Genomic DNA, 6,154 nt, shown 5'->3' on the forward strand with positions numbered 1-6,154 from the left:
GCGGGTGAGGGGGCATCCATTGAATCCTTATCCCTTTCACCCCAGCCCTCTCCCTGGAGGGAAGAGGGGAGACGAGTATCCGGGCCATGAAGGCGGCTGCCGCAGCGCTTGCCTTCATCGCGCGCCGTCTCGCCCAGGCGCTTCTCGTCATGCTGGCGATCCTCGTCATCGCCTTTGCCGTGCGCTCCGCGCTCGGTGATCCCTTGCGCGAGATCACTGGCGAAGCGGTGCCCGAGGCCGAACGCGAGGCGCTTCGCCATCAGCTCGGGCTCGATGCGCCGTGGTCAGTGCAGCTCGCGCACTATCTTGCCGGTGCCGCTCACGGCGATCTCGGCACCTCGCTGATCTACAAGCGGCCGACGCTCGACGTCGTGCTCGCCAAGTTCCCGGCGAGCTTCGAGCTTGTGCTCGGCGCGAGCCTCATCGTGCTGCTCCTATCCGTACCCGCGGGGATCTATTGCGCGGTGCGCCCGCGCGCGCTTCCCGCGAGATTGATCTTGGGGCTGAGCGTGCTCGGCATCTCGGTGCCGGTGTTTCTCACCGGCATTTTTCTCATCACCATCTTCTCGGTCTGGCTCGGCTGGCTCCCTGCCTTCGGCCGCGGCGAGACGATAAGGATCGGATTTTGGGAGACCGGGCTCCTGACGCCGGACGGGCTGAAGCACCTCATTCTGCCCGCCCTCACGTTGTCATCGATCCTGCTGCCGCTGTTCATCAGGCTGGTGCGCGGTGCCATGCTCGATGAGCTAGACCACGATTACGTGCGAACCGCCCGCGCCAAGGGCGCCTCTCCGCCGCGGGTCTGGTTCACTCACGCGCTCCGCAATGCGCTTATCCCTCTTGTCGCGGTGGGCGGCCTCCAGGTCGGCACGCTCATCGCCTACACACTCCTCACCGAGACGGTGTTCCAATGGCCGGGCATGGGCTTCCTCTTCCTCGAAGCCGTCACCCGCTCTGACATCCCGCTCATCACCACCTATCTCGTCGCCGTCGGTTTCCTGTTCGTCGTCGTCAACACGCTCGTCGATATCGCGAGCCTCGCGCTCGATCCCAGGATCAGCCTCGAGGGCGCGCCATGAGAGGAGCGAGGGTTCCAAGCGCGGCAAGAAATGCGCGCAGCTTCGCCTTCGAGCATCCCGGTGCTGTCCTTGCCGCGATCCTCCTCGTTTGCATCGTCGTCGCATCGGCGCTCGCACCCGTCATCGCGCCATATGATCCGTTCGACCTTTCCAGCCTCGACGTGCTCGACGCCGAGCTTCCGCCCTGGTGGCGCTCGGGCAGCGACCCGCGCTTTCTGCTCGGCACCGACGCGCAAGGCCGCGATCTGTTGAGCGCCATCCTGTACGGCACGCGCATCTCGCTCACCGTCGGCGTGCTCGCAGTTCTGATCCAGGCCGTGATCGGCGTCTCGCTTGGCCTGTTTGCCGGCTATCGCGGCGGAGCGATCGACAGCCTCGTCAGCCGCGCGGCCGATATCCAGCTCTCGCTCTCGACCTTGATGATGGCGATCATCGCGCTCGCTCTGTTTCGCGCCGGGCTCGGCGGCGATGCCCTGAGCCGCTACGCCGTGCCGCTTCTCGTCGTCGTCATCGGCCTTGCCGAATGGCCTTATTTCGCGAGGACCGCGCGCGCTGCGACTCAGGTCGAAGCCGCCAAGGACCATGTAAGAGCGGCCCGTGCGCTCGGTCTCACCGGCTTCGGCGTCGTCCGGCGCCACATCCTTCCCAACGTCCTCTCGCCGCTGATCGTGGTTGCCACCACGCAAGTTGCGGGCGCCATCATGAACGAGGCGGCGCTTTCCTTTCTCGGTCTCGGCATGCCGGTCACCAAGCCCTCTCTCGGCACGCTGATCCGCTCGGGCTACGATCTCATCTTTGCCGGCGCCTGGTGGGTGACGGTGATCCCGGGGCTTGTCCTCGTTGCGCTGCTCGTCTCGGTTAATGTGCTCGGCGATGCCTTGCGCGACGCGCTCAATCCGCGCGCCAGGCGGCGCTAGCACCCCGCGCGGCCTCTTGCCGGTTGGATTGCGCGACGCCCATACGCTAGAGTGCGGCAAGGTTGGCCTTGTCCCTTGAGGCGAGGCGCGTACTTGGCCGTCGCTCAAGCGGAAGGCCTCAAGGAGCTGGCATGGAGTCCTCGGGTCCGGTCAATCCGGCGCTCGTCTTTTCCCTCCGCCTCGTCACCGAGCGGGCCGCCTGCGCCGCCTTCAACTGGATCGGAAAAGGCGAGGGCGCCGAGGGCGCCCGCGACGGGCTCGATGCCATGCGCGACGCCCTTTCCCTGATTGACATCGACGCCATTGTGGTGATCGGCGAGACCACCAAGGGAGACGGCTCGCAGCCGCAGCGGGGCGAGCGGCTCGGCCGTCCCGCCTCCTCCTTCAAGGCCGACATCGCTCTCGATCCGGTCGAGGGCACGAGCTATCTCGTGCGCGGATTGACCAACGCGCTCGCCGTACTCGCCGTGGCCCCGCGCGGCGCCATGATGGATCCGGGGCCGGCCTTCTACATGGAGAAATTCGTGGCGAGCCCGCCGGCGCGCGGGCGGATCGATCCGCATTGGCCGCCGGCCAAGAAGCTGGAAGTTCTCGCCCGCACGCTCGGCAAGGATGTCTCCGACCTCACCGTGTTCGTCCTCGAAAAGCCGCGCCACCGCGAGCTTGTGCGTGCCATCATCGAGGCCGGGGCTCGCGTCGCACTTTACCCTGCCGGCGATGTTGCCGGTGCCTTGATGGCGGCGATCCCCGACTCTGGCATCGATGCCCTGATGGGAACAGGCGGCACGCCGGAGGGCGTTATGTCGGCGTGTGCTATCAGGGCGATCGGCGGCGAGTTCCTTGGTCGCCTCGATCCGCAGCTTCAGACCGAGGCGAGGGCGGTCAAGGAGGCCGGCATCGACACTGCGAGATGGTACGACCGCGACGAGATCGTCGCCTCGGATAATGTATTTTTCTGCGCGACAGGGATCACCACCGGCCTCATGCTCGAAGGTATCGAGCGGTCGAAGACCCATTATAAAGTGCAGACGATGATGATAACGGGGATGACCGGCGAACGTCAGATCCTGACGAGCTACATCCCGAATGACCGGCTTGCTGCGATCGCGGCGCGCGACGTGGCGTAAGGCCGGCGAAAGGAGAGGAAACGGTGTCTGGAGTCATTCATGCCGAAACGGGTTGATCATCCGATCGTCCTCGGCATCGTCGGCGATTCCGCGTCGGGCAAGACGACGCTTTCGGCCGGCGTCGCTCAGATTCTCGGCGCCGAGCATTGCACGGTGATCTGCACCGACGACTACCATCGTTACACCCGCGCCGAGCGCGCTGCAGCCGGGCTGTCGGCGCTCGACCCGCGCGCCAACTATATCGACATTCTCGAGCAGCACTTGCGTCTGCTCAGGAACGGCGAGCCGATCCTGAAGCCCGTCTACGACCATCGCGACGGCACGTTCGAGGCGCCCGAATATGTCAAACCCAAGGAGTTCGTCATCGCCGAGGGTCTGCTCGGTTACGCCACGCGCGCCATGCGTGATTGCTATGACGTGAAGATCTTTCTCGACCCCGAGGAAGAGCTCAGGGTGAAGTGGAAGATCCACCGCGACACGACCAAGCGCGGCTACACCCTGGAAGAGGTGATGGAGCAGTTGCAGCGGCGCGAGTCGCCGAGCCAGGCCTTCATTCATCCGCAACGCACCTTCGCCGACATCGTCATTCGCTTCCAGAAGCCGAAGGGCCTCAACGGTTCCGACAACGCTCATCTCGACGTGCGCCACATCCTGCGTCCGACTTTGCCGCATCCTGACTTCACCCCGCTCTTGGACGGGTCGAGCAATGCCGGACTTCATCTCGAACTTGCGCGCGACAAGGACGGCAAGCCCGTCGACGTGCTCGAGATCAACGGCAATATCTCCGATCAACGGGCGGAGCGGATCGAGGACCTGTTGTGGAACCTCATTCCGGAGGCAGGGCATCTGCGCGATCAGGTCGGGCAGATCGACGCGGCGAACGGCGCCCGCAGGAGCCATCCTCTGACGCTCAGCCAGCTTCTCGTCGGCTACCATGCGGTCAAGGCGGCAATGGCCGCGCGCGCCTATTGAGGCGCGGCCTTATGGTGGGAGCTCTTGCTGGCACTGCGCGGTTCTCCGCAAGGCTTGAGAGCCTTTTCCACGCGTTTGTCTAGGCCACCGAGGGTGCTGAACAGCATGACCTGCGTGCCTCCTGAATCCTCGGCCGTGAAGCGGACCACATAAAGCTCGCCGCTCGCGGGCGGGATCTGCTGCGGGATGATTTCCTCGACCTTGCCCGGGGTGACCACGCTGACCGAGTGGGTGAAGTTGGGAGCGGGGCCGTTGCCCATCGCCGTGTTAAGCGCAGTCAGAGCGCACGTGACGGCCTGCTCGATCCCGTCCTTCGTGGTGTAGACCGCTGCTGGCGGGGCGGTCCGCGGGGTGATGGTGCAGCCCGCGACGACGAGCGCAAGGACGGCAGGCAAAATCCTGTCTTGAGGCGCTTGCGCTCCGACCCTCTCCATGCTGTTTGACGTCCGCGGCCTTCAGGGGCGAGGGGCCCGACTCGGTCCTGGAGTTTCCCATCCCGGCATGGATTCCTCCATGCGGCGTGTTTGTGTGTTAGAGACGGGCGCGTTATCCAAAGTCCCCGCCGCCTCGCTCTGCCTGACAAGCGCTAGGCCAAAGCCTAACCAATTGAATTTGCAGGATGTCTTCGACCAGACCCGCGCCGAGAAAGGATCAGCCTTTGATTGGGGCATCCTTCGCCGAGATGGCGAATGCGATCCGCGCACTCGCCATGGATGCCGTGCAGAAGGCCGATTCCGGACACCCCGGAATGCCCATGGGCATGGCCGACGTCGCGACCGTGCTGTTCAACCGGTTTCTCAAGTTCGACCCGCGCCATCCAGACTGGCCGGATCGTGACCGCTTCGTGCTGTCGGCCGGGCATGGCTCGATGCTGCTTTATGCGCTGCTCTATCTCACCGGCTATCCCGGCATGGACATTGAGCAGCTCAAAGCCTTTCGCCAGCTCGGCTCGCGCACCCCTGGCCACCCCGAATACGGCCATGCGCCGGGCATCGAAACGACAACCGGGCCGCTCGGCCAGGGTCTCGGCAACGCGGTCGGCATGGCGCTCGCCGAGCGTCTGCTCAATCACCGCTACGGCGATGAGCTTGTAGACCACTACACCTATTGTCTCGCCGGCGACGGCTGCTTGATGGAGGGCATCAGCCAGGAGGCGATCTCGCTCGCCGGCCATCTCAAGCTCGGGCGTCTCATCGTCCTGTTCGACGACAATCAAATCTCGATCGACGGACCGACCAGCCTCGCGGTGTCGGACGATCAGCTCGAGCGCTTCAGGGCGTCGAACTGGCATGTCGCCCGGGTCGATGGCCATGACGTGGAGGCGGTCGCGCTCGCCATCGAGAACGCGAGATCGGTCACCGACCGCCCATCCATGATCGCCTGCCGGACAAAGATTGGTTATGGCGCGCCGACCAAGGCGGGAACCGCTGCGACCCACGGCGCGCCGCTCGGAGCGGACGAGGTCAAGGGTGCCCGCGAACGGCTCAACTGGCATTGCCCGCCCTTCGAGGTCCCAGAGCATATTCTTGCGAGCTGGCGCGAGGCGGGAGCGCGCCACCGCGCGGCCTATGACAGCTGGAGCAGGGCCGCGAGCAGGCTCGACGCCTCGGCGCGATCCGGTCTCACCGACCCGATCGACGCTGCGGTGACGAGCAAGATCGAGGGCGCGATCGCCGCCGCCAAATCGGCCTTCTCGCAAGAAGGCGCCAAGCTTGCCACGCGGCAATCCTCGCAGAAGGTGCTTGAGAAGCTCGTCCCCGTCGTTCCCGGCCTCGTCGGCGGCTCCGCCGATCTCACCGGCTCGAACGGCACGCTCACCAAGCTGCACGGCATCGTCAAGCCGGGGGAGTTCGGCGGCAACTACATCCATTACGGCGTGCGCGAGCACGAGATGGCGGCCGCCATGAACGGCATGGCCCTCCATGGCGGCATCGTTCCTTACGGCGGCACGTTCCTCGTCTTTTCCGACTACTGCCGGCCGTCGATCAGGCTCTCGGCGATGATGGGCCAGCGCGTGATCTACGTCATGACGCACGACTCGATCGGTCTCGGCGAGGAT

6 protein-coding genes are annotated in these 6,154 nt (G+C 65.2%); 5 read left to right on the top strand and 1 reads right to left on the bottom strand.

Annotated features, from left to right (window positions below; translation table 11 throughout):
* Positions 1 to 86: 86 nt before the first annotated feature.
* The 4 genes from VFB18_RS12865 (at position 87) to VFB18_RS12880 (ending at position 4,095) form a co-directional block, all read left to right on the top strand.
* Positions 87 to 1,079 (top strand): ABC transporter permease, encoded by a 993-nt coding sequence (locus VFB18_RS12865; RefSeq protein WP_324975913.1) that lies wholly within the window; start codon positions 87 to 89, stop codon positions 1,077 to 1,079.
* Positions 1,076 to 1,996, top strand: a complete 921-nt coding sequence (locus tag VFB18_RS12870) for an ABC transporter permease (protein ID WP_324975916.1) — start codon at positions 1,076 to 1,078, stop codon at positions 1,994 to 1,996. Before VFB18_RS12865 ends, VFB18_RS12870 begins: the two co-directional genes overlap by 4 nt.
* A gap of 131 nt (positions 1,997 to 2,127) precedes the next feature.
* Entirely contained in the window at positions 2,128 to 3,123 is a 996-nt protein-coding gene (locus tag VFB18_RS12875) for a fructose-bisphosphatase class II family protein (protein ID WP_324975919.1), read from the top strand.
* Positions 3,124 to 3,162: 39 nt separating this feature from the next.
* Positions 3,163 to 4,095, top strand: coding sequence for a phosphoribulokinase (locus VFB18_RS12880; RefSeq protein ID WP_324975922.1), 933 nt, complete (start codon positions 3,163 to 3,165; stop codon positions 4,093 to 4,095).
* Here the strand turns inward: VFB18_RS12880 and VFB18_RS12885 are convergent.
* Positions 4,089 to 4,490, bottom strand: a complete 402-nt coding sequence (locus tag VFB18_RS12885; protein ID WP_324975925.1) for a hypothetical protein — start codon at positions 4,488 to 4,490, stop codon at positions 4,089 to 4,091. The genes VFB18_RS12880 and VFB18_RS12885 overlap by 7 nt on opposite strands.
* 224 nt (positions 4,491 to 4,714) lie before the next feature.
* Here VFB18_RS12885 and VFB18_RS12890 point away from each other — a divergent pair.
* Positions 4,715 to 6,154, top strand: a 1,440-nt coding sequence (locus VFB18_RS12890) for a transketolase family protein (protein WP_414675717.1), incomplete at its 3' end; no start/stop codon positions are given.

Source organism: Methyloceanibacter sp. (assembly GCF_035650995.1).
Classification (GTDB): Bacteria; Pseudomonadota; Alphaproteobacteria; order Rhizobiales; family Methyloligellaceae; genus Methyloceanibacter.

Bases quoted from the DNA above. Each gene is read 5' to 3' on its own strand.
- VFB18_RS12880 (WP_324975922.1), top strand. From the start codon at position 3,163: ATGCCGAAACGGGTTGATCATCCGATCGTCCTCGGCATCGTCGGCGAT.
- VFB18_RS12875 (WP_324975919.1), top strand. From the start codon at position 2,128: ATGGAGTCCTCGGGTCCGGTCAATCCGGCGCTCGTCTTTTCCCTCCGC.
- VFB18_RS12865 (WP_324975913.1), top strand. From the start codon at position 87: ATGAAGGCGGCTGCCGCAGCGCTTGCCTTCATCGCGCGCCGTCTCGCC.
- VFB18_RS12870 (WP_324975916.1), top strand. From the start codon at position 1,076: ATGAGAGGAGCGAGGGTTCCAAGCGCGGCAAGAAATGCGCGCAGCTTC.